The organism is Nonomuraea sp. NPDC005692, from assembly GCF_040631115.1.
In the GTDB taxonomy this organism is placed as follows: Bacteria; Actinomycetota; Actinomycetes; order Streptosporangiales; family Streptosporangiaceae; genus Nonomuraea.
Window position 1 is genome coordinate 98,159 of record NZ_JBEXYU010000034.1, and the last position, 21,353, is coordinate 119,511.

Genomic DNA, 21,353 nt, shown 5'->3' on the forward strand with positions numbered 1-21,353 from the left:
TCAACCAAGCGATTGCTCGGCTAAGATTTCCAGGGTAGCTTGCAAGGCGACGTCCGCGGAAAGAGGTTCCCGGTGAAGTTCTCTATCTTCCTGAACCCGCAGATTCCAGGCTCTGGATACGCGGCCGAGGAGAACGCCAAGGCACGGCGTCCCATCGGACGCGACACCGAGTCGTATCAGCGGCTGCTGCACGAGGTGCGGGAGATAGCCGTCCACGCCGACCAGATCGGGTTCGACGCGCTGATGATGACCGAGCACCACTTCCACTCCGAGGGGATGGAGTTCTCGGTCAATCCGCTGATGTTCCTCACCGACCTCGCCGCGCGGACCGAGCGCATCCTGCTCGCGCCGCTCGGCATGGTGCTGCCCGCCTGGGACCCGATCAGGGCCGCCGAGGACGTGGCGCTGCTCGACCAGTTCAGCAAGGGCCGCCTGCGGCTCGGCGTGGCCCGCGGCTACCAGAACCGCTGGATGAACGTCCTGGGCCAGCGCTGGCAGGCCGCCGCCGCCCGCTCCGACGGCTCGGCCTCGGACACGCGGAACTTCGACGTCTTCGGCGAGGTGCTGAAGATCATGAAGATGGCCTGGACGCAGGAGACCCTCCGCTACAAGTCCGACGTGCTGGACTACGAGGTGCCGTACCCCTACGACGGTATCGAGGGCTGGCCCGCGATGGAATGGACCAAGACATTCGGGGCGCCCGGCGAGGTCTCCGACGACGACAAGATCCAGGCCATCTCGGTCTGCCCCCGGCCGTACCAGAACCCGCACCCGGAGTTGTGGCAGCCGTTCACGATCTCCGACCGGTCGGTGATCAGGGCCGCGCAGGAGGACATCCTGCCGTGGATGTTCACCCCCAACCCCGACGACCACGCCGCCAAGGCCAAGCTCTACCAGGAGGAGTCGGCCCGCCAGGGCCGCCACTACAAGCTGGGCGAGCACACCGGCATCCTGAAGATCGTCGGCATCGCGGACACCACCGAGGAGGCGATCAACACCTTCGGCCGCAGCATCCCCAAGGACTTCGCCGCCTTCTTCGGCCCGTTCGGCTACCTGGAGGTGCTGCGCAAGAAGGAGGACGAGAAGCACAAGCCGATCTCCCCCGAGAAGGGCGACGCCAAGCGCATGAACGACGTGGAGATGGCGCTGTTCGGCACCCCGGACGACGTCAAGCGCGGCATCCAGCGCATGCTCGACCGCATGCCGGACCTGGAGTGGTTCGGCCTGTACATGCAGGGGCAGCAGGGCGTGCTCCCGCTGGACACGGTCAAGCGGAACCTGGAGATGTTCGCCACCAAGGTCGCGCCGGAGTTCCGATGAAGATGTGGCTGGGGGCGTCGTTCGTCCCGACCGACCAGTTCGTGGAGCTCGCGCGGGCGGCCGAGCGCTGCGGGTTCGACACCTTCACGCTGTCGGACCACCTGTTCTACGCCGACTTCGCCTCGCGCTACCCGTACTCGCGGTCGGGCGCGCCCCGGTGGAGCGCCGAGACGCACTGGCCCGACGTGTGGGTGACGATCGGCGCGATGGCCACGGCGACCACGACGCTGCGCTTCTCGCCGAACGTCTACATCGCCCCGGCCCGCGACCTGTTCACCGTGGCCAAGCTGGTCTCCACGGCGGCGGTGCTGTCGCGGGAACGGGTGTCGTTCGGGGTCGGGGTGGGGTGGTGCGAGGAGGAGTTCGCCGGCACCGGCCAGGACTTCCACACCCGGGGCCGCCGCCTCGACCGGATGCTGCCCACGCTGCGCGCCCTGTGGTCCGGCGAGACCGTCGAGCTGGACGGCCTGCCGCCGCTGTCGATCTCCCCCACGCCGGCCGGGCCCGTGCCCGTCTACGTGGGCGGCGACAGCGAGGCGGCGCTGCGCCGGGCCGCCCGCTTCGGCGACGGCTGGCTGGGCAACCGCATCTACACCGAGGAGCAGCTCGACCCGGTGCTCGACACCCTCCGCCGGCACCTCGACGAGAACGGCAGGACGGGCCCGTTCGACATCGTCGCCCCGCTGGCCGTGCTGCCGGACGCCGAGACCTACCGCCGCTTCGCCGCCAAGGGCGTGACCGCCACCATGGCCGCCCCCTGGTGGCTGGCCACCCCCGAGGAGAAGGCCCGGTACGGCGAGGACAGCCTCGACCTCAAGATCGCCACCATGGAACGCTTCGCCGAGGAGGTCATCGCCAAGCTCTGACCCGAAGGCCCGGAACCCCGGAACCCCGGAACCCCGGAACCCCGGAACCCCGGAACCCTCGACGATCGTGGCCGGGAACGCGGCACGCGCGTCCCGGTCACGATCCCCCTTCCGCCAGGTTGGCCATGATCCGCCGCAGCATGCCCGTGACCTGCTCGATCTCCTCCCCGGAGAAACCTGAGAAGACCTGGCGGCTGACCCCGCCGAAGATCGGCGGCAGGCGCGGCACCAGCGCGTGCCCCTCGTCCGTCAGCTCGATGACGACCGAGCGCCGGTCCTCGGGCCGCCGGACCCGCCGCAGCAGCCCCTTGGCCTCCAGCCGGTCCAGCAGCCGGGTCATCCCCGCCGTGTCCGTGCCGAGCCGGCCCTTCAGCACGCCGGGCGTGCTGCGGCCGCCCGCCGCGTGCAGCAGCAGCGCCGCCTGCTGCGCGGTGAGCCCGAGCGGGGCCAGGCGGCGCTCGGTCTCGGTGTTGAGCTCCCGCCCCACCTGCACGAGCAGCGACCCGCCGCCCAGCACCAGCTCGAACGGCGGCGGCATGCGATCGTCGGTCACGCCACCAGAATAGCTGCCGCAAGCATTTACTGTCGCGACAGCTATCGTCTATCGTCGCATCCATGGACACTTCTCCCCACGTCATCGTCGCGGGAGGCGGCATCGGCGGCTTATCCCTGGCCCAGGGCCTGCGCAAGGCCGGTTTCCGGGCCACCGTGCTGGAGCGCGACCCCTCGGCCGGCCACCGCCCCCAGGGTTACCGCATCAGCCTCAAGGAGACCGGCGCCGCGGCGCTGCGCGCGTGCCTGCCCCCCGGCCTGTACGACCTGGCCGTGGCCACCTCCATCCGCCCGGCCACCCGCATGACCTTCCTGGACACCCGGCTGGTCCCCAAGTTCTCCAAGGACGTCCCGCCCCAGCTCCCCGGCGTGGACGGCTTCGGCGTCAACCGGCTCACCCTGCGCGAGATCCTGCTGTCCGGCCTCGACGTCCGCTTCGGCACCGAGTTCACCCGGTACGAGCCGCTGCCCGGCGCCCGCGTCCGCGCCCACCTCGCCGACGGCTCCGCCCTGGACGGCGACCTGCTCGCCGGCGCGGACGGCGTCGGCTCCCGCGTCCGCGCCCAGCTCCTCCCCGACGCCGTCGTGGACCGGCTCGACTGGGCCCTGTACGGCAAGACCGTCCTGACCCCCGACCTGCTGGCCGCCACGCCTCCCGACCTGGTCGACACCTTCAACCGGGTCACCGCGCCGGACCACACCGCGATCTCGGTCGCCACCTGCCGCCCCTGCGTGCCGGTGGCCGAGGCCGCCGCCCGGCACGCCCCCGGCCTGCGGCTGACCGACGTCCCCGGCTACTTCTCCTGGACGCTGACCGCCCCCGGCCCCCGGCCGGACGACACCTCCCCCGCCGCCCTGCACCGGCTCGCGCTCGCCACGGTCGCCGGCTGGCACGAGGGCGTGCGCCGGATCGTCGAGCGGGCCGACACCGAGGCGACGTTCCTGGTGCACACCCACTCGGCCCGGCGCGTGCGCCCCTGGGACGAGCCCGCGGTGACCCTGCTCGGCGACGCCGTGCACAGCATGAGCCCCGGACGCGGCGAAGGCGCGAACGTCGCGCTGCGCGACGCCCACACCCTGAGCGCGGGTCTGGCCGCGGCCGTCGCCGAGGGCCGCCCGCTCGCCGAGGCGAAGGCGGCCTACGAGCACGCCATGCTCGACTACGCGTTCACCGCCGTCGAGGCCTCGTTGCAGCAGCCGTTTGCCCCCTTCGCCCGTCCTGTCCGGCCACCGGCGCGTTGAACCGGCCCGGAGTTACGGGTGGGGGCCAGGGGGACGATAGCCTCGTCCCGTGCTGGAAAAGATCGCAGCCACCCGATATGTGACCCCGCTGCGGGAGGGCGGGTCGCTGCCGGGCGTCGTCGAGGCCGACGACCTCGGCACGTACGTGGTGAAGTTCCGCGAGGCGGGGCAGGGCCGGCGGGTGCTCGTCGCGGAGATCATCGCCGCCGAGCTGGGCCGCCGCCTGGGGCTGCGCACTCCCGAGCTCAAGCTCATCGACCTCGACCGGCAGCTCGGCGTCCGCGAGCCCGACGAGGAGGTCCAGGACCTGCTCAAGGCCAGCACCGGCCTCAACCTGGCGGTCGACTTCCTGCCCGGCGCGCTCGGGTTCGACCCGCTGGGCTGGATCCCCGACCCGGTGTTCGCCTCCCGGGTCGTCTGGTTCGACGGGCTGATCCACAACATCGACCGGAGCTGGCGCAACCCCAACCTCCTGGTCTGGCACCGCGACACCTGGCTCATCGACCACGGCGCGGCCCTGTGGTTCCACCACAACTGGCGTACGGCCGACCCGCAGCGCGCCTTCGACACCGGCGACCACGTGCTCGCGCCGTTCGCGGCCGACGTGCTCGCCGCCGGCGACCACCTGGCCGGCCGGATCACCCGCGAGCTGCTCGGCGAGGTGACGGCCCTGGTGCCCGACGAATGGCTCGACGGCGAGCCGGGCTTCGACTCCGCCCAGGCCGTACGGGAGGCCTACATCGACCATCTGCTGAGCCGGGCGCACGGGCCGCGCGAGTGGCTGCTGCGCGGCCCCGACAAGGAACGCAGGGCGCCTGGGCCCGGCTCGGTCGGCGAGTTCTGGCGGGGAGGCAGCCGGTGACCAGAGACGTCTACGAGTACGCGGTGATCCGCGTCATGCCGAAGGTCGAGCGCGGCGAGCTGATCAACGCCGGCGTGCTGCTCTACTGCCAGCCGCGCGACTACCTGTGCGCGCGCGTGCACCTCGACCCGGCCCGCCTGCGAGCCCTCGACCCCGGCGCCGACCTCGACGGCGTGCGCCACGCGCTCAGCGCCTACGAGCGGGCCTGCGGCGACCGGCCGGGCCCCCTCGCGGGCGAGCCGCTGGGCGGCCGGTTCCGCTGGCTGACCGCGCCGCGCAGCACGATCGTCCAGACCGGGCCGGTGCACGCCGGCCTGACCGCCGACCCCGCCATCGAGCTGGCCCGGCTGTTCGACAAGCTGGTGCGCCTCTAGCCGCACACCCTCAGAACAACACCGACATGAAGGTGTCCACCTCGCGGAACCCCACCTTGCGGTAGACGGCCCGCGCCGAGTGGTTGAAGTCGTTGACGTAGAGCGACACGACGGGGGCGAAGCAGCTCATCGCCGCCTCCACGACCGCCGCCATGCCCGCCACCGCGTGGCCCTTGCCGCGCTGGTCGGGGGCCACCCACACGCCCTGGATCTGGCAGGCGTGCGGCGTGACCGCGCCCACCTCCGCCTTGAACACCACCCGGCCGTCGTCGATGCGCGCGTAGGAGCGGCCGATGCGGATCAGCTCGGCGACCCGGGTGCGGTAGAGCGCGCCGCCGTCGCCGAGGTTGGGCGAGACGCCCACCTCCTCGGTGAACATCGCCACGCACGCCGGCAGCACGATGTCGAACTCCTCGGGCCGCACCCGGCGCACCAGCGGATCGGCGGGCACGGGAGCCTTGCTGGAGGTCGCCATCACCGGCTGGGCCCACCGGATGGCCCGCGCCCTGCCCCAGTGCGGCTCCAGCCGCTCCCACAGCAGGGACACCGCCTCGACGGGGCCCACGATGGACGAGCACCTGCGCCCCTGCTTGCGGGCACGGTCGGCGAACGCGTGCACGGCCTCGGGGCCGGCGTTGACCGGCACCATGTTCGCGCCGGCGTAACAGAGCGACACGAGCCCGCCGCGCGGCCCGAACCCCCACATCTGCCCCCCGAGGCGTGCCGGATTGAGTCCGACGGCCCGCACCCGGGAGGAGACGAAGACGTTGGCGACCGGATCGCAGTCAAGCAGGGCGAGAACCTCGTCCCGGTCGCTGTCGTCGAGCACGCGCGACGCCGATGTACGCAGCATCACATGGTCAGACTACGCGAACGTCCCCCGAATAGCTCACCGGGACAGCACGTCGGTGAGCCGATCGTGACCCTGCACGCCTCCCGCGGCCATATGAGCGGCCGGGGCCGGGTCCGGCAGGGCCGCGCAGGACGCCGTCCGGGCCGGCAGCGTGCCGTCGGCCAGGTACGCCGCGAGGTGGCCGTCCACGCACCGGTTGCCGGCCAGCGACACGCCGTGGTTGCCGCCCTCGTCGATCACCAGGCCGCTGCGCGGGAAACGCCGGTGCATGGCCAGCGCGCCCCGGTACGGCGTGGCGGCGTCGTCGCGCGACTGCAGGAACAACACCGGCGGCAGCTTCGGCGCGGCGCGCACCTCGACCGGCGTGCCGCCCTTGACCGGCCAGAACGCGCACGGCGCGTTGAACCAGGCGTTCGGCCAGGTCAGGAACGGCGCCCTGTGGTGGAGCCGGGTCATGTCGGTGCGCCACTTGGCCCAGTCGCGCGGCCACGCGGCGTCGCGGCACTGCACGCCGAGGTAGACGGCGTAGCCGTTCTCGTCCTCGGCGTCGTTCTTGCCGCGCCGGTTGTACGCCTCCACCAGCGGCTGCACGTCGCCCTTGCGCACGTAGGCGGACCAGGCGCGGGCGAACTCCGGCCACACCCGGTCGGTGTACCCGCCGAGGGTGAAGGTGTCGTCCAGCTCGCTCGGCCCCACCACGCCGCCGGCCGGACGGGTGCGCAGCCGGTCGCGCATCGCGTAGTAGGCGAACGAGGTCTGCTTCAGCGTGCCGCCCAGCCGGTAGACGTCGTTGTGCCGGGCCGTCCAGGCGAGGAAGGCGCGGTGGCGGCGTTCGAAGGCGACGTCCTGGCCCAGGTTCGACCGGTACCAGACGCCCTCGGGGTTGACCGTGCTGTCCATGACCAGCCGCCTGACCCGCTGCGGGAACAGGGTCGCGTAGACGGCCCCGAGGTAGGTGCCGTACGAGTAGCCCAGGTAACTGATCTTCTCCTCGCCCAGCGCCGCCCTGATCGTGTCCATGTCCCTGGCCGAGTTCTCGGTCGTCAGGTACGGCAGCACCCAGGCCCAGAGGTCGCCGCAGCGGGTGGCGTACTCGCTGGCCCTGGCCAGGAGCTTGCTCTCGTCGCCGGCCGTGTGCGGCACCGCGTCGGGCCGCGGCGCCCGGTAGTAGGTGTCGGGGTCCACGCAGTGGAGCGACGGCTCGCTGCCGCCGACCCCGCGCGGGTCGAACCCGACGACGTCGTAGCGCTCGCCGAGCCTGTTCGGCAGCCCGTTCGAGACGAACTCGGTCAGGTCACGGCCCGAGGCTCCCGGGCCGCCCGGGTTGATCAGCAGGGTGCCGAGATGGTTGCCGTCCCTGGACACCTTGGCCTTGATGCGGTTGATCGCCAGCTTGATCGACTGGCCCCAGGGATCGCGGTAGTCGAGCGGCACGCGTACGCTGGCGCACTCCAGGTCGGCCCGGACCGTCTTGCCCTCCTTCGCCGGGCACGCCCCCCAGACCACCTGCTGCGCCCCCCGAGCCGCGCCTCTGCCGGCCGACGCCACACCGTCCGCGCTGACAACCCCGGCGACCAGCACCGCGATGCCGACGGCAACACTGAATACGCGCTTCACCCAGCCCCTCCCCCTCGTCATGGCCCTGTGATGCTCCCGCGGGCGACGGGGTCATGACGCTGGGTATGGAGAAAGGCTTGCCAGTTTGTAATGAGGCCATTGCACCGGGTCACCGGCCCCCGGAGGCACTCAGCCCACGGTCACCTGAGGGCCGGAGACGGCGTCGTCGTCGAGGTCGACCTCCACGCCCATCTCCTCGGCCAGCCGCAGGGCCTCCTCGATCAGGGTCTCGACGATCTGCGACTCGGGCACGGTCTTGATGACCTCGCCCTTGACGAAGATCTGGCCCTTGCCGTTGCCGGAGGCGACGCCGAGGTCGGCCTCGCGCGCCTCGCCGGGGCCGTTGACCACGCAGCCCATGACGGCCACCCGCAGCGGGACCTTGAGGCCCTCCAGGCCAGCCTGGACCTGCTCGGCCAGCGTGTAGACGTCGACCTGGGCCCGGCCGCACGACGGGCAGGAGACGATCTCCAGCCCCCGCTCGCGCAGCCCCAGCGACTCCAGGATCTGGGCGCCGACCTTGACCTCCTCGACGGGGGGCGCGGACAGCGAGACGCGGATGGTGTCGCCGATGCCCTCGGCCAGCAGCGCGCCGAACGCCACGGCGGACTTGACCGTGCCCTGGAAGGCGGGGCCGGCCTCGGTGACGCCGAGGTGGAGCGGGTAGTCGCACTTGGCGGCGAGCAGCCGGTAGGCGTTGATCATGACGACCGGGTCGTTGTGCTTGACCGAGATCTTGATGTCCCTGAAGCCGTGCTCCTCGAACAGCGAGCACTCCCACAGGGCGGACTCGACCAACGCCTCGGGCGTGGCCTTGCCGTACTTCTGGAGCAGGCGGGGGTCGAGCGAACCGGCGTTGACGCCGATCCTGATCGGCACGCCGTGGTCGGCGGCCGCCCTGGCGATCTCGCCCACCTTGTCGTCGAACTTCTTGATGTTCCCCGGGTTGACGCGGACCGCCGCGCAGCCCGCCTCGATGGCCGCGAACACGTACTTCGGCTGGAAGTGGATGTCGGCGATGACCGGGATCTGGGACTTCCTCGCGATGATCGGCAGCGCGTCCGCGTCGTCCTGCGACGGGACGGCCACGCGCACGATCTGGCAGCCGGACGCCGTCAGCTCGGCGATCTGCTGCAACGTGGCGTTGACGTCGGCGGTGACCGTCGTCGTCATCGACTGGACGGAGACGGGCGCGTCGCCGCCCACGGGAACGCTGCCGACCATGATCTGGCGGGAGTGCCGGCGTTCGGCGAGCGGCTTGGGGCGGACCGTCGGGATGCCAAGTGCTACAGAAGACATTTCTACCCTTAGGTGTGACGACGCTACCCAGTCTAGGTAGCTAGAAGGACTGCCCGGCTGTGAGTTCGGCCGCACGCGCCCGGGCCCAGGCGTCGGCGGCCAGCACCTCCTCCACGCTGGAGGCCGGGGTGACGCGGTGTTCCTCGACGACCTTGGCGACCGTGTCGACGATCGCGGGGAAACGCAGCCCGCCCCTGGTGAACGCCTCGACGCAGACCTCGTTGGCGGCGTTGTAGACGGCGGGCGCGGTGCCGCCCTCGGCGCCGACGTGCCTGGCCAGCGCGACGGCCGGGAAGGCCGCGTCGTCGAGCGGCTCGAAGGTCCAGGTGTGGGCCCTGGTCCAGTCGACGGGCCGGGCGGCGCCGGGCACGCGGGCCGGGTGGGCCAGCGCGAGCGCGATCGGCAGGCGCATGTCGGGCGGGCTGGCCTGGGCGATGGTGGAGCCGTCGACGTACTCGACCATGGAGTGGATCACCGACTGCGGGTGGACCACGACCTCGATGCGGTCGAAGCCGATGTCGAACAGCAGATGGGCCTCGATGACCTCCAGCCCCTTGTTGACCAGGGTGGCGGAGTTGATGGTGATGACCGGGCCCATGGACCAGGTGGGGTGGGCCAGCGCCATCTCGGGGGTGACGTCGGCCATCTCCTCGCGCTTCATGCCCCTGAACGGGCCGCCGCTGGCGGTGATGACGAGCTGCTTGACGGCGGCGGGGTCGTGGCCGCCCGGGCCGGACGCCCACAGGCACTGCTGCACCGCCGAGTGCTCGGAGTCGACCGGGAGGATCTGCCCCGGCGCGGCCAGCCGCTTGACCAGCGGCCCGCCGATGATCAGGGACTCCTTGTTGGCCAGCGCGAGCGTGCGGCCGGCCTCCAGCGCGACCAGCGTGGACGTCAGGCCCAGCGCGCCGGTGATGCCGTTGAGCACGGTGTCGCACCGCCAGGCCGCGACCTCGGCGACGCCCTCGTGGCCGCCCAGCACGACGGGGGACGCCCCGCGCGCGGCCAGCGCCTCCTTCAGCGCCGGGACGGCGGCGGCGTCGGCCACCGCCACGACCTCCACGCCGAACGCGGCCGCCTGCGCGGCCAGCTCCTCGACCCTGCGGCCCCCGGCCGCCAGCCCGGCGACCTTGAACCCGGCGGGGTCGGCGGCGATGACATCGAGGGCCTGGGTGCCGACCGAGCCCGTGGAGCCGAGCACGACGACGGAGCGGAGGGTCTCTGCATGCACCTGTCCATTGTCCCCGCTGCCGGACGCGGACGCGCACGTGAGGGGCCGACAGCCGCGATCCCGGCTCCCGAGTGACAGGCGATAACCCAGACCAGTTATGTCCAAATATCGCTATATCGGGATGCGCATATCTCGAGAAATCCCGATTATTGGGCGGCTACCTTCCAAGCCCCAGCTCCGGTTTCGGGAGGTTACGTAATGCACCGCAGATTTGCCCTGCTCTCCGTCCTCACCCTCGCCGCCGGGAGCATCGCCCTGCTCCCCGGCACCGCGGCGCAGGCCGGCGCGGCACCCCGTCCCGCCCAGCACGCCGCCGCGGACTCGACGTCCGAGCAGCGGCAGGTCACGCGGTACTGGACCGAGGCGCGCATGGAGAGCGCGCAGCCGCTCGACCTGCCCGCGCCCAAGAACGGCGGGAAGGCGGCCCGCGGCGCGGCGGCCGAGCCCGGCGAGCCCGATGGCGGCACCCCCTGGCAGGCGCCGCCCACCGGCGGCCGGGGCGACGGACGGCAGCTCCGGTCGGCGAACAGCTCCGGCGCCCCCTGGAGCGGCGGCGGCGCCGTGGTGAAGACCACCGGCCGGGTCTTCTTCACCTACCAGGGACGCAGCGCCTCGTGCTCGGGCTCGGCGGTGACCAGCGCGAACAGGAGCGTGGTGCTGACCGCCGGCCACTGCGTCAAGCTCGGCGGCGCCTTCCACACCAACTGGGTGTTCGTGCCCGGCTACGCCGCCGGCCAGCGCCCCTTCGGCACCTGGCCGGCCGCCAGGCTGCTGACCACCCCCCAGTGGAACGCCAGCGAGGACGTCAACTTCGACGTGGCCGCCGCCGTGGTGGCCCAGGTGGACGGCAAGAGCCTGGTGGACGTCGTCGGCGGCCAGGGCGTGGCCTTCAACCAGCCGCGTGGCCGGCAGATGTACTCCTTCGGCTACCCGGCCGCGGCCCCCTACGACGGCTCGAAGCTCATCTACTGCAGCGGCCGCACGTTCGACGACTTCCTGCTCTCCGACGACCTCGGCCTGACCTGCGACATGACCGGCGGCGCCAGCGGCGGCCCGTGGATGCTGAATTTCGACGAGTCGACCGGTCTCGGCACGCAGAACTCGGTCAACAGCTTCAAATACAACTTCGCCCCCAACTGGATGTTCGGCCCGTATTTCGGAAACGAAGCACAGGCCGTTTACCAGGCGGCGCAAACCACCGGCACACTCTGATCAATTTACGGAAAGTAGCCACAAGAACACACCTCGTGGTGCACACTCGGGGGCCATGACCCTGAGCACCTCCCTGCTTGCGGCCGCCCCGCTGATCGTGGGGCTGACGGGACCGGCGATCCTCGGCGCGGTCCCCGGCCAGCACCTGGTCGATCGTCCCGCCGTCGAGCACGCCGCGGCCCGGCCGAGCCTGGTGGTCGAGCACGAGGCCGCCCGGAGCGACGCCGAGCAGCGGCGCGTGCTCGGCTACTGGACCCCGCAACGCATGGCGGCGGCCCTGCCCATCGGTCTGCTCGACTCCGTGACCGACGGCGACGGCCTGCTCAGCGGCCTGACCGGCCGCGGCGGGGCGCAGGCGAAGCCCGGCGTGTCCGGCGGCCGTACCGAGATCAACGTCGGCCGCCGGCGCCAGGCGTCGTCCAGGCCCCAGGCCAGCACGATCGGCGCGCGCTGGAGCACCGGCGGAGCCGTGACCAGGACCACCGGGCGGGTGTTCCTGACCCTGGCGGGCGCCGACTTCGTCTGCTCGGCCAGCACGGTCACCAGCGCCAGCAAAGACCTCGTCGTCACCGCCGGCCACTGCGTCAAGGACGGCGCCGGCGAGTGGGCCGAGAACTGGACGTTCGTCCCCGGCTACGGCAGGGGCGGCGAGCAGCCCTACGGCCAGTACGCGGCCCGCCGCATGTTCGTCTCCGCCCCCTGGTCGCGCTCCGGCGACGACAACCACGACGTCGGCATGGTCGCCCTGGCCACCTCGGGCGGGCGGCACGTCGCCGACGTGGTGGGCACCCAGGACATCGCCTTCAACGCCAGGCGCGGCGGCCAGACCTACGGCTTCGGCTACCCGGCCGACCCGCCCTACGACGGCGACCAGCTCGTCTACTGCGCCGGGCGGCTGCGCGACGACCCGTACAAGCAGACGCACGACCAGGGGCTCGGCTGCGCCATGACCGCCGGGTCGAGCGGCGGCCCCTGGCTGTCCGGCTTCGACCCGATGACCGGCCGCGGCACGATCACCTCGCTGAGCAGCTTCAAGTACAGCGACGACCAGCACACCATGTACGGCCCGTACTTCGGCCAGGCCGCCAGGACGGTCTACGCCACGGCCGAACGCGCCTGACGGCGGCGCCGGACATACGAACGCCCCGCGCCGGGGAGGCGCGGGGCGGGCCGGGAGCTACAGCGACAGGCCGGTGAGCACCATGACCTTCTCGTAGGTCAGGTCCTCCATGGCCGAGTGCAGGCCCTCGCGGCCGATGCCGGAGTCCTTCACGCCGCCGTACGGCATCTGGTCGGCCCGGTACGACGGCACGTCGCCGATGATCACGCCGCCGACCTCCAGCTCGCGGTTGGCCTTGAAGGCGGCGTCCAGGGAGCGGGTGAAGACGCCGGCCTGGAGACCGTACTTGGAGTCGTTCACCATGGCGTACGCCTCGTCGATCGACGCGGCCGGCTGGAGGATCATGACCGGCCCGAAGACCTCCTCGCAGGCCACCTTGGCGTCGTGCGGGACGTCGGCCAGCACGGTCGGCGCGACCGTGGCGCCTTCGCGGGTGCCGCCGGCCAGGACGCGGGCGCCGGCGGCGACCGCCTCGCGCACCCACTCCTCCACCCGCTCGGCGGCGGCCTCCGACACCAGCGGCCCGACCTGGGTCTTCTCGTCGGCCGGGTCACCCGTGACGAGCCCACCGACGGCCGGCAGCAGACGCTCGACGAACGCGTCGTAGACCGGCTGCTCGACGATCACCCGCTGGACGGCGATGCAGCTCTGACCGGCCTGGTAGTTGGAGAACAGGGCGATGCGCTGCGCGGCCCAGTCGAGGTCGGCGTCGGCCAGCACGACGGCCGCGGCGTTGCCGCCCAGCTCCAGGGTCACGTGCTTGCGCGGCACCTGGTCGGCGATGGCGTAGCCGACGGGCGCGGAGCCGGTGAAGGAGACCACGGGCAGGCGGGGGTCGTCGACGAGGGCGGCGGCGCGCTCGTTCTGCACCGGCAGCACCGAGAACATGCCCGCGGGCAGGTCGGTCTCGGCCAGGATCTCGCCGAGGATCAGCGAGGACAGCGGCGTGGCAGGCGCGGGCTTGACGATGATCGGGGCGCCGACGGCGATGGCGGGCGCGACCTTGTGGGCGACCAGGTTCAGCGGGAAGTTGAACGGGGTGATCGCCAGCACGGGGCCCTTGGGCACGCGGGAGACGTAGGCGAGGCGGCCCGCGGCGGCCGGCTCGGTGTCGAGCCGCTGCACCTGGCCGGACCAGCGGCGGGCCTCCTCGGCGGCGAAGCGGAACGTGGAGATCGCGCGGTTGACCTCGCCGCGCGCCCAGAAGATCGGCTTGCCGTTCTCGGCGGTGATCAGGTGGGCGATCTCGTCGGCCCGCTCGGCCAGCCTGCGCGAGACGTGCGCCAGGGCCTCGGCACGTACGTGCACGGGCAGGGCGGCGGCCTCGCGCGAGACCGCGTGGGCGGCCGCGACGGCCTCCTCGACCTGGGCATCGGTCGGTACGGAGTACCGGCCGACCGCACGACCGTCATGGGGGTTGGTCACGGTGAGATCGGTTTCGCCGGTGGCGGGCCGGCCGGCAAGCCAGAAGGTACGCACGTCCATACCCACGACGTTATGCCAAGCGGGAGACCGGGGATTTACACCACGGTGCACAAGACTCCCATGAGCGCTCACCGTTAAGTACAAGCTCTGGTGTATACCCATGATGTAACAGAAGTAGACCCAATTCGGGATGTTTACCATGCGGAGTGGTTTGAGCGATCTCCGCCATGGCTAAGTCATCGGGTGCGGGTCTCCAGCGCGGTGGGCCCCCGATCAGAAAGGCGTGGGCCCCGTGACCGAGCAACGTGAGGTCACAAGGACACTGAGCTCCTTGGTCGCTGGGGAGGTCGCATGACCTCGACCCCGCTGGGCCTGCAGGGCGCCTACCTGCTGGGCGAGCGCGCCACCCACGACGAACTCCGTTCCCGCCTGCTCGACGTGGCGGTGAACCTGCTTCAGAGCGAGGGTCCCGACAGTCTGACCATGCGCAGGATCGCGGCCGAGGCCGGCTGCACGACGACCGTCATCTACACGATGTTCGGCAACCGGGAGGGCCTGGCCGAGGCGCTGTATCTGGAGGGTTTCGAGCGTTTCCGCCGCTTTCTCGAAGCGGTCCCGCAGCGGCGCAACCCGCTGGAGTACCTGACCGCGCTCGGCCCCGCCTACCGGCAGGCGTGCCTGTCCGAGCCCGGCTACTACAGCCTGATGTTCGAGCAGGCCATCCCCGGTTTCGAGCCCAGCGAGCGGGCCAGGACGCTCGCCCGCGCGGCGCTGAACATCCTCGACCGGGTGATCGCCGACTGCATCTCCGCCGGCTACGTGACGCCGACCCAGCCGCGCAAGATCGCCGACGCGCTCTGGGCCGCCGCGCAGGGCGCGATCAGCCTGGAACGGGCCGGCCACCTGCGGGACGACCGCACGTACGAGGCGGTCACCCTGGCCACGATCTGCTGCTACCTGGTGGACAAGGACAGCCTGCCGTCGGCCCCTGGCCGCTGAAGCTACCCGCAAGTCAGCGGCGGGAGGCCTCCAGGGCGAGCCACAGCTCGGCCCGTACGCCCGGGTCGTCGAGGTCGCGGCCGAGGAGTTCGGCGACGCGGCGCATGCGGTAGCGCAGCGTGTGCCGGTGGACGCCGAGCCGCTGGGCGGCGGCGTCCCAGTGGCCGTTGCTCTCGAGGTAGGCGCGCAGCGACTCGACCAGGTCGGCGCGGGAGCCGTACGCGGTGAGCGGGGCCAGCAGCGCGCCGGAGAACGCGCGCAGGGCGTCGGTGTCCAGCAGTGCGAGCAGGCCCTGTCCGGCCAGGTCGGCGAACCGTACCGTGCCGCCGTCGCTGTGGGCCAGCGCGCGGCGTGCCTGGTCGAGCGCGTCGCGCAGGCCGTCGTAGCGGCAGGGCGAGCTCAGCCCGGCCGGCCCCTCGACCTCCCGCGCCGCCTTCTCCGCGGCCCCCTCGGACACCAGGCAGACGCTCACCTGCTCACCGCCCTGAGGACCACCGCCGCTCCCCCTGCCGCTGCCGCCGCCGTTACCGCCGCCGTGACCGCCACTGCTACCGCCCCGGTGACCGCTGCCGTCGTCGAGGAGCGCCGTGAAGCCGCGCGGCTCCAGCGTCTCCAGGGCGGCCGCGCCCGCCGCCAGGACCACCAGCGGCTCGCCGGGCAGCCGCGCGCCGAGCGTGCCGGCCACCGCCCGCGCCTGCTCGACCGCCCCGCCGAGCAGCAGTTCCAGCACGGCCGAGCGGAGCCGCCGGCCGGCCTCCCGCTGGGCCCTGCCCTGCTCCATGGCGAGCGTGAGCAGCGAGCCGGCGGCGTTGATCACCGTGTGGGTCACCGGTGAGAAGGGCCTGCGGGCGCCGACCGCGAAGAAGCCGCGCGGCCGTGGACCGCCGCCGAGCGGCTGGATCACGACGTGCTCGTCGGGCCCGGACAACGCGAGACTCGCCGGCACCCGCTCACCGCCCTGACTCCCGCCACGCGCCCGTTCCGCCACCGGTACGGCGCCGCGCGCCCGCTCGCCAGCCTGGCCTCCGCCGCGTGCCCGTTCCCCCGCCGGTACGGCGCCGCGCGCCCGCTCGGCCTGGGCCCCCGGGGCGACGGGCTCGCCCGTGAGCGCGCGCTCCGCCCCGGCGGTCCGGTCGGGCTGGGTTCTTCCCGGGCCGCCGGCGCGCAGGCGGCGCAGCTCGGCCACCACGACCGGCACGTCGGCCCCCGGCGTGGCGTGCCGGACCTCGCCCGTCTCGTCGAGCAGCGCGGCCCAGCCGTCGATCTCCTTGGCCACCCGGTCGATGACCGCGTGCATGCCCTCCGGCCGCAGCGCCGCCCGGGTCAGCCGCCCCTGCGCGGCGAAGGCGCGGGTGATCTCGTCGTACTGCTCGGCCGCGAGCAGCTCGCTGACCACCTTGCCGATGGCGATGAACGGCGTCTCGCGCGGCACCTCGAACAGCGGCAGCCCCGCCTCGTCGGCGGCCGCGACCAGGGCGGGCGGGACGTGCTCGTGGGAGAGCCCGACGCCGAAGCCGAGCCCGGCCACCTCGCGACCCACCAGCCGGGCGACGTATCCGGAGAAGTCGCCTTCCAGGCGGATCCCCGTCGTCAGCAGCAGCTCCGCGCCCTCGAGGAACGGCGTCGGGTCCTCCAGCTCGCTGACCGCCACCCAGCGCACCTCCGCGTCGAGCGCTCCGGAGGCCGCCGCGCCCGCCAGCTGACGCAACTTCATCCGTCGCACCACGGTGCGCAGCGAAGGTGCCATACGAGTTTGTCCATTCCGGCAAAGGCGAGCACCCCCAGTGTGCCATATCGACGTATCGGTCCAGGTCGGAGCCCGACGTAGCGTCGAGCCCATGAGCATTCCCCAGGAGCGGCGCGTCGTGACCGCGATCCCAGGCCCCAAGTCGCAGGAGCTGCTGGCCCGCAAGCAGGCCGCCGTCCCCTCCGGCATCGGCACCACGCTGCCGGTCTTCGTCACCCGCGCCGGCGGCGGCATCCTCCAGGACGCCGACGGGAACTCTCTGATCGACTTCGGCTCCGGCATCGCCGTGACCAACGTGGGCAACTCCGCGCCGAAGGTCGTCGAGCGCGTCCAGAAGCAGGCGGCCGACTTCACCCACACCTGTTTCATGGTCACCCCGTACGAGTCGTACGTGCAGGTCTGCGAGAAGCTCAACGAGCTGACCCCCGGCGACCACGAGAAGCGCACCTTCCTGGTGAACTCCGGCGCCGAGGCCGTCGAGAACGCCGTCAAGGTGGCCCGGCACGCCACCGGCAGGCAGGCCGTCGTGGTGTTCGACCACGGCTACCACGGCCGCACGCTGCTCTCGATGACCATGACCGCCAAGAACATGCCGTACAAGCACGGCTTCGGCCCGTACGCGCCCGAGGTGTACCGGGTGCCGCTGGCCTACCCGTTCCGCTGGCCGACGGGCGCGGACAACTGCGCGGAGGAGGCCGCCGCGCAGGCCATCGACCAGATCAACAAGCAGGTCGGTGCGGAGAACGTGGCCGCCGTGGTGATCGAGCCGATCGCCGGCGAGGGCGGTTTCATCGTCCCGGCCAGGGGCTTCCTGCCGCGGATCGCCGAGTTCTGCCGGGCGAACGGCATCGTGTTCGTGGCCGACGAGGTCCAGACCGGCTTCGCGCGCACCGGTGACCTGTTCGCCTGCGAGGACGAGGGCGTCGTCCCCGACATCATCTGCACCGCCAAGGGCATCGCGGGCGGCCTGCCGCTGGCCGCCGTGACCGGCCGCGCCGACCTGATGGACCACGTGCACGTCGGCGGCCTGGGCGGCACGTACGGCGGCAACCCGCTGGCCTGCGAGGCCGCGCTCGGCGTCCTGGAGACGATCGAGTCGGAGGACCTGGTCGCCAAGGCCCGCCGCATCGGCGAGATCATGCTCCCCCGCCTGCGGTCGCTGCAGGAGCGGTTCCCGGCGATCGGCGACGTGCGCGGACGCGGCGCGATGATCGCGATCGAGCTGGTCGAGCCGGGCACGAAGAACCCGGACCCGGCGGCCGTCCAGGCGATCGTCAAGCGCTGCCACGCCGAGGGCCTGGTGGTCCTGACCGCCGGCACGTACGGCAACGTGCTGCGCTTCCTGCCCCCGCTGGTCATGCCCGAGCACCTGCTCGAGGAGGGCCTGGGGATCCTGGAGAAGGCCATCTCCGCTCTATAGCAAAGACCGAAAAATCGGGCATCCAGCTTGCGGCTGGATGCCCGATTTTGTGTGTGTAACGCAGGTCACTCGGGTAGAGAATTCACCCTGGCTTGACGCTCAGCTAGACGATCACGGCCTCGGTCAGGGTTATAACGGATCCGGACATGCGGAGGGGCGATGGCAGCTGGGAGCGTGATGAACTGGGGTCCCGCCAGAACGGCACGGAGTATGTTGACGTTCGACCCTGAGGGCCTGACTCCGGCCCAGCGCGACGGCGACGCCTGCGTGGTGTGCCACAAGAGGTGGCCGCGGCCCCGGGTCCGGGTCGGCAAACTGCCCGACAACTCCTCCGTGCTCGCCTGCACCGAATGCGCCGAGGCGCTCCTGCCCGCTCCCATGGCGACCGTGGTGGCCTTCCCGGGCCGTTAGGCCGCGGCCGCCAAGCCAGCCATCAAGCTGCGGCCGCCTCGCGCAGGCCCCACGGCGAGCCGTACTCGCGCAGCAGGTCGAGGAACGGCACCGCGTCGAACGCCTCGGGGCCGAGCACGCCCTCGCCCTTCCACACCCCGGTCGCCACCAGCTCCAGCGCGACGACCGGATGGATCGCCGTCTGCCACACGACGGCCTGGGAGCCGTACTCCCGCATCGACCATTCGTTGTCCACCACGTGGTACAGGTACACCTCGCGCGGCGAGCCGTCCTTGCCGGTGCCCTTGACCCACGTGCCCGCGCAGGTCTTGCCGCGCATGCGGGCGCCCAGCGTCGCCGGGTCCGGCAGGCTCGCGGCGACCATGTCGCGCGGCGCCACCTCCGCCCCGCCCACCCTGATCTTGTCGGCGCTGTCCAGGCCCAGCTTGCGCAGCGTCTTCAGCACGCCGATGAACTCCTCGCCGAGCCCGTACTTGAACGTCACCCGCCGCGCCGGGATCCACCTCGGGACGAGCAGCACCTCCTCGTGCTCGACGTTCACGCACTCCACGGGCCCGATCCCGTCGGGGAAGTCGAACACCTCGGGCTCGCTGAACGGCTCGGTGGTGCGCCACTGCCCGTCCTCCCAGACGACGGGCGGGTTCAGGCACTCCTCGATCGTGGTCCAGATGGAGAACGTGGGCGCGAAGTCGTAGCCGTCCACGACGAGGTTGGCGCCGTCCCTGATGCCGATCTCGTCGATCTCGTCGAACAGGTGGTCGGCGGCGTAGCGGGCGAACACGTCCGCGAGCCCCGGCTCGACGCCCATGCCGACCAGCGCGAGCCGGCCCGCCCCGCGCCACTCGCCGTCGCGCTCGAACTGCCGGTCCCCCAGCTTCACCCCCGGCTTGCGGTACGGCTCGCGCGGATGCGGCTTCGACAACGACATCGCCATGTCCAGGTAGTGGGCCCCGGCCTCCAGGGCGGCCTCGAACAGCGGCATCGTGAAGCGCGGATCGACCGCGTTGAACAGCACGTCACATCGGTGCTCCCGGAGCGCCGCGGTGACCTGGGCCCGGTCGGAGGCGTCCAGCTGGATGGCGGTGAAGCGGGGGTCGCCCACGGCGGCGACGGCGCGGGCCGCCCGGCTCTGTTGGGAGTCGGCCACCACGATGTGTTCGTAGAAATGGCGGCGGGCGGCGATGGGCACCACGGCGGAGCCGACGCCTCCGGCGCCGACAAGAAGGATTCTCATGGGAAGAACATACTCACTGACTGGTCATTCAGTCGAATTTTCGCGCCGGAGAGTTCCGGAACCAGGACGTTCTTGCGCCCGGAACAGCGAGACGTCCTGGAACCAGGACGTTCGCCGCCCCGGAAACGGCGAGACGCCCCGGGACAGGGGGGAAGGCCCGGGGCGTCTCTGCAGGCGCACCCGGGGGAAGGCACGCCCGCGATGGGGTCGAGCGGAGGCGGAGATCTCACCTACTCGGCGAGCTCGGCCCACCGTTTCCCCCAGACGGCATAATCAGTGCATTCCCCGTCCTCGCCGCGGCAACCGCCCGGCGGCCGGACGGCGAAGGCGATCCGGTCGAGCCGCTTGGGGTCGTCGGCGCCGTAGAGGTCGCAGATCGACTTGGCGCGGCCCTTGCACGCCTTGTCGTTGGCCGGCGCGAGCCCCACCCAGGCGGCGGCGTCACGCTGGGCGTCGGCCGCGGTCATCCAGGTCAGCCAGCGGTAGGCGCAGGTGGTGTCGGGCAGGTTGGCGCCGAGCATCCAGGAGTCGAGCCAGCCGGTGGCCGCCTTGGCGCCGACCGTCCGGACCGGTTTGCCGGCCTTCTGCAGCAGCAGGCGATAGTACGGTGTGGCCTGCGCGTAATCCAGCGACCCGGTGGCGAAGCCCTTGATCAGGTCGATCGGCTTCCGCCAGTAGGTGCGCCCCTTCTGCTGCCCGAGCAGCGCCATGGCCCGGTCGAGCTGCTCCTGGCTCAGCTCGTACGGGTCCTTGACGGTGGCGTCGGTCAGCGCGGCGTCGGCGATGGTCAGCGGGGTGTCGCGGAGCGCGGCCCGGTCGGAGGCGAACACCTGGCTCATGCTCGCGCCCTTGACCCTGGCCGCGTCGTAGATGAACTCGTGGTACCCCCACAGGAACGGCACGCCGTAGACCTTGCCGGACACCTTCACCATGTCGCGGAAACGCTCGTCGAGGTCGTCGTAGCCGCTCACCTTGGCCGGGTCGATCGGCTGCACCAGCTTGCGCGTGATCAGGTCGCCGGCCAGCGCCGGGCCCGCGGAGATCAGGTCGTACGGACGCTCGGCGGCCGCGACGGCCCGCTCCATCTCCTCGGCGGTGCGGACGGTGTCGACGCGGGCCAGGCGGCAGCCGGTCTCCTTCTCGAAGGAGCCGACCCAGTTGGCCTTGGGGCTGACGCCGCCGTACTCGGCGTAGCCGCGGTAGGTGAGGATCTGCAGCGTGCCGTCGCTCTGGGTGGCCGTGGGCGAGGGCGTGGCCGACGGGGTCGGCTTGGGGCTGGGCCCGGCGGCCGGCTGAGCCGCCTGCCCGGCGGCCGTGGACACCGCTCCCGTGCCGGCGACCAGCGCCGCCGCGGCCAGCGCCACGGCGGATATGCGACGGCGTCTCACGATGTCCCCCCTTGTCCGTTGCGCTGGAGCTTACCGGGGACGGGACCGGGAGGGACGCCGGTCCCTCCCGGCCACAGACGTGAGTTACCCGTTCGTGGGGAAGCCCAGGTTCACGCCGCCGTGGGACGGGTCCAGCCAGCGCGAGGTCACGACCTTGCCCCGCGTGTAGAAATGCACCCCC

At 72.0% G+C, this 21,353-nt stretch carries 19 protein-coding genes; 10 read left to right on the plus strand and 9 right to left on the minus strand.

The window, feature by feature from the left end; translation table 11 throughout:
- Window positions 1-72 precede the first annotated feature (72 nt).
- Window positions 73-1,320, plus strand: coding sequence for an LLM class flavin-dependent oxidoreductase (locus tag ABZ459_RS43470; RefSeq protein ID WP_357984073.1), 1,248 nt, complete (start codon window positions 73-75; stop codon window positions 1,318-1,320).
- Window positions 1,317-2,186 (plus strand): TIGR03619 family F420-dependent LLM class oxidoreductase, encoded by an 870-nt coding sequence (locus tag ABZ459_RS43475; protein WP_357984076.1) that lies wholly within the window; start codon window positions 1,317-1,319, stop codon window positions 2,184-2,186. Before ABZ459_RS43470 ends, ABZ459_RS43475 begins: the two co-directional genes overlap by 4 nt.
- Before the next feature lie 97 nt (window positions 2,187-2,283).
- On the opposite strand, the gene ABZ459_RS43480 is transcribed toward ABZ459_RS43475, so the two are convergent.
- Window positions 2,284-2,739 carry a MarR family winged helix-turn-helix transcriptional regulator gene (locus ABZ459_RS43480; RefSeq protein WP_357984079.1) on the minus strand — a complete coding sequence of 152 codons (456 nt, stop codon included), beginning with the start codon at window positions 2,737-2,739 and terminating at the stop codon, window positions 2,284-2,286.
- Between the two features lie 62 nt (window positions 2,740-2,801).
- Between ABZ459_RS43480 and ABZ459_RS43485 the strand changes: the two genes are divergently transcribed.
- The 3 genes from ABZ459_RS43485 to ABZ459_RS43495 are packed head-to-tail and all read left to right on the plus strand — an operon-like array spanning window position 2,802 to window position 5,216.
- Window positions 2,802-3,980 carry an NAD(P)/FAD-dependent oxidoreductase gene (locus tag ABZ459_RS43485; RefSeq protein ID WP_357984082.1) on the plus strand — a complete coding sequence of 393 codons (1,179 nt, stop codon included), beginning with the start codon at window positions 2,802-2,804 and terminating at the stop codon, window positions 3,978-3,980.
- A gap of 49 nt (window positions 3,981-4,029) precedes the next feature.
- Window positions 4,030-4,842, plus strand: a complete 813-nt coding sequence (locus tag ABZ459_RS43490; protein ID WP_357984085.1) for a HipA family kinase — start codon at window positions 4,030-4,032, stop codon at window positions 4,840-4,842.
- Window positions 4,839-5,216 carry a DUF3037 domain-containing protein gene (locus ABZ459_RS43495; RefSeq protein ID WP_357984087.1) on the plus strand — a complete coding sequence of 126 codons (378 nt, stop codon included), beginning with the start codon at window positions 4,839-4,841 and terminating at the stop codon, window positions 5,214-5,216. The genes ABZ459_RS43490 and ABZ459_RS43495 overlap by 4 nt, the downstream gene beginning before the upstream one ends.
- A gap of 10 nt (window positions 5,217-5,226) precedes the next feature.
- Here ABZ459_RS43495 and ABZ459_RS43500 read toward each other — a convergent pair whose 3' ends face one another.
- From ABZ459_RS43500 to dxr, 4 genes are all read right to left on the minus strand, one after another.
- Window positions 5,227-6,069: a GNAT family N-acetyltransferase gene (locus tag ABZ459_RS43500; RefSeq protein WP_352319456.1), complete on the minus strand. Its 843-nt coding sequence runs from the start codon at window positions 6,067-6,069 to the stop codon at window positions 5,227-5,229.
- Between the two features lie 36 nt (window positions 6,070-6,105).
- Window positions 6,106-7,686 carry an alpha/beta hydrolase gene (locus ABZ459_RS43505; protein ID WP_357984090.1) on the minus strand — a complete coding sequence of 527 codons (1,581 nt, stop codon included), beginning with the start codon at window positions 7,684-7,686 and terminating at the stop codon, window positions 6,106-6,108.
- 129 nt (window positions 7,687-7,815) lie between these two features.
- The gene (ispG, locus tag ABZ459_RS43510) at window positions 7,816-8,985 is read right to left on the minus strand and encodes a flavodoxin-dependent (E)-4-hydroxy-3-methylbut-2-enyl-diphosphate synthase (protein WP_357984093.1); all 1,170 of its coding nucleotides are present in this window, start codon (window positions 8,983-8,985) and stop codon (window positions 7,816-7,818) included.
- A 40-nt stretch (window positions 8,986-9,025) separates the two neighbouring features.
- Entirely contained in the window at window positions 9,026-10,216 is a 1,191-nt protein-coding gene (gene dxr / locus ABZ459_RS43515; RefSeq protein ID WP_357984096.1) for a 1-deoxy-D-xylulose-5-phosphate reductoisomerase, read from the minus strand.
- A gap of 198 nt (window positions 10,217-10,414) precedes the next feature.
- Between dxr and ABZ459_RS43520 the strand changes: the two genes are divergently transcribed.
- Together ABZ459_RS43520 and ABZ459_RS43525 are read left to right on the plus strand one after the other, a co-directional pair.
- Window positions 10,415-11,428, plus strand: a complete 1,014-nt coding sequence (locus ABZ459_RS43520; protein ID WP_357984099.1) for a peptidase — start codon at window positions 10,415-10,417, stop codon at window positions 11,426-11,428.
- 55 nt (window positions 11,429-11,483) lie between these two features.
- Window positions 11,484-12,548, plus strand: a complete 1,065-nt coding sequence (locus ABZ459_RS43525) for a trypsin-like serine protease (protein ID WP_357984102.1) — start codon at window positions 11,484-11,486, stop codon at window positions 12,546-12,548.
- Between the two features lie 57 nt (window positions 12,549-12,605).
- Here the strand turns inward: ABZ459_RS43525 and ABZ459_RS43530 are convergent, their stop codons facing one another.
- Entirely contained in the window at window positions 12,606-14,033 is a 1,428-nt protein-coding gene (locus ABZ459_RS43530; RefSeq protein ID WP_357984105.1) for an aldehyde dehydrogenase family protein, read from the minus strand.
- 291 nt (window positions 14,034-14,324) lie between these two features.
- Here ABZ459_RS43530 and ABZ459_RS43535 point away from each other — a divergent pair, with 291 nt between their 5' ends.
- The gene (locus ABZ459_RS43535) at window positions 14,325-14,972 is read left to right on the plus strand and encodes a TetR/AcrR family transcriptional regulator (protein ID WP_357984108.1); all 648 of its coding nucleotides are present in this window, start codon (window positions 14,325-14,327) and stop codon (window positions 14,970-14,972) included.
- 13 nt (window positions 14,973-14,985) lie between these two features.
- Here the strand turns inward: ABZ459_RS43535 and ABZ459_RS43540 are convergent, their stop codons facing one another.
- Window positions 14,986-16,686 (minus strand): PucR family transcriptional regulator, encoded by a 1,701-nt coding sequence (locus tag ABZ459_RS43540; protein ID WP_357984111.1) that lies wholly within the window; start codon window positions 16,684-16,686, stop codon window positions 14,986-14,988.
- Window positions 16,687-16,810: 124 nt separating this feature from the next.
- Here ABZ459_RS43540 and gabT point away from each other — a divergent pair, with 124 nt between their 5' ends.
- Together gabT and ABZ459_RS43550 are read left to right on the plus strand one after the other, a co-directional pair.
- A complete protein-coding gene (gene gabT, locus ABZ459_RS43545) occupies window positions 16,811-18,139 on the plus strand; it encodes a 4-aminobutyrate--2-oxoglutarate transaminase (protein ID WP_357984114.1) in 1,329 nt (442 codons plus the stop codon).
- A gap of 210 nt (window positions 18,140-18,349) precedes the next feature.
- Entirely contained in the window at window positions 18,350-18,550 is a 201-nt protein-coding gene (locus tag ABZ459_RS43550) for a hypothetical protein (protein ID WP_352362958.1), read from the plus strand.
- Window positions 18,551-18,572: 22 nt separating this feature from the next.
- Here the strand turns inward: ABZ459_RS43550 and ABZ459_RS43555 are convergent, their stop codons facing one another.
- Both ABZ459_RS43555 and ABZ459_RS43560 read right to left on the minus strand, forming a co-directional pair.
- Window positions 18,573-19,784 (minus strand): saccharopine dehydrogenase C-terminal domain-containing protein, encoded by a 1,212-nt coding sequence (locus ABZ459_RS43555; RefSeq protein ID WP_357984117.1) that lies wholly within the window; start codon window positions 19,782-19,784, stop codon window positions 18,573-18,575.
- Between the two features lie 230 nt (window positions 19,785-20,014).
- A complete protein-coding gene (locus tag ABZ459_RS43560) occupies window positions 20,015-21,172 on the minus strand; it encodes an extracellular solute-binding protein (protein ID WP_357984120.1) in 1,158 nt (385 codons plus the stop codon).
- Between the last annotated feature and the right edge of the window lie 181 nt (window positions 21,173-21,353).